Source organism: Thiomonas sp. FB-6 (assembly GCF_000377645.1).
GTDB lineage: Bacteria > Pseudomonadota > Gammaproteobacteria > Burkholderiales > Burkholderiaceae_C > Thiomonas_A.
In genome coordinates, this window is sequence record NZ_KB898544.1 from 1 (window position 1) to 1,412 (window position 1,412).

The 1,412-nt window shown below is 63.4% G+C and carries 2 protein-coding genes; both read right to left on the reverse strand.

Translation table 11 applies throughout. The features are described 5' to 3' along the window. Window positions 1–194 precede the first annotated feature (194 nt). A complete protein-coding gene (locus tag D466_RS0119945) occupies window positions 195–740 on the reverse strand; it encodes a hypothetical protein (RefSeq protein ID WP_156004526.1) in 546 nt (181 codons plus the stop codon). 5 nt (window positions 741–745) lie between these two features. Continuing rightward, window positions 746–1,412: hypothetical protein (locus D466_RS0119950; RefSeq protein ID WP_018915436.1), on the reverse strand; the 667-nt coding region annotated here is incomplete at its 5' end.

The window sequence follows — 1,412 nt, forward strand, 5'->3', positions numbered from 1 at the left end:
CGCCGAACCGTGTACAAGGCAAGCACGACGAACAGAAATACCCACGCCAGGAAGGCGCCGGCGAAGCCTCTCAGCAGCAGGCCCTGAAGTGCATCGTTGGTCATCACCGTCTCATCGAGCTCGCGCGAGCTGCCATTCTTCGCCGTGCGCCGAATCGCCCGCGGAGGGGCCCGGCGTAGGCATGCCAGGAGAGGTCATCGCTGCAGACTGTCCATGATCCCGGCCCACCAGTCGTCGAGCTTGTTGGGGCCACGGGTCTTGAGCCTTCGCACCCGGCGTGCTTCGCCGTAGGAAAGAAGGCTGGGAAGCGCGCCGAGCGCCAGCAGGTAGGTGGCCGCGCGACCGGCGGCGATGGCCGCGCCGGTAACCATGCCCCAGTTCATCATGTACGAACCGACAAGACTCCATGCGACGCTTGCCAACATGGTCAGAAACGCGAAGCGCCCCAGACGCTGCTCCCAGGGAGCCGTATTCCTGCGGATGGCTTCGGCGTCGGCCGTCAGCGAGCGCAAGGGGCCTATGCCCAGAATGCGCGCGAAGGACCTGGGCAGGGTGAGTATCGCAGCAGCATTGAGGGTCGCGAAGCCCGGCAGGGGCCGCCAGCCCAACGAGTTCCTGACCTCCGGATGCCCGTGCAACCGACGTACCGTGAACCACCAGAACGCGGCCATCGACAGGTAGCCGGACAGCACAACACAAAAGAAGGCAACGGCGACCGGGAAGGGCAAATGCGTGTCCATCGTGATCAACGCTTCATCAGATGAGCCACTTGGTCATAGATCTTGCCGGCAACCAATTTTCCATAGAAGTCCCCGCCATCGATCGCGTGCGCGGTGGCTGAAATCGCCCCAGTTCCGACAGCGACCGAGAGCGCCGGCGATTTGAAGATGAAGACGGTTCCACCGATCACGATAATCGATAGGAATGAACCAGCGGCGCCGGCGCCAGCGGAACCGAGAAGGCCTCCTATTTCGACAAAGACTTCGCGATGCCAGTCGTCTCCTGGCTTATGCATGTCATGTACGTGACGGCCTCGCGCAGCGATGTCCACGACCAACAGTCCAGGACTCAGGATCTTCGCGACCCTCGCGAACATGGACACATTGGCAGCCTGCTGGATCGAGCGCAGGTCCAGGCGCGTGATCTTGAGGCTATTGCGTACACGATCAGGCACACGTTTCCCGCCTGGGGTCTGCATGGTCGAGCGCGGAATGGCGGATTGCCGGGCGCTGTTGACTTCCAACTGGAAGGCCGTGTTCAGTTCCTGGCCCGAGCGCCTCACCGCTTCGAGCGCTTGCGTCCTGGGCAGGCCCTGGTGCGCTCCGCGCGCCGTTGCGCGGCGGTAGTTGTCCAGGGCTTGCTCGTGCTTGCGCATGGCGCTCAGGAACTGACGCCTGCGTGCGGCGTACACG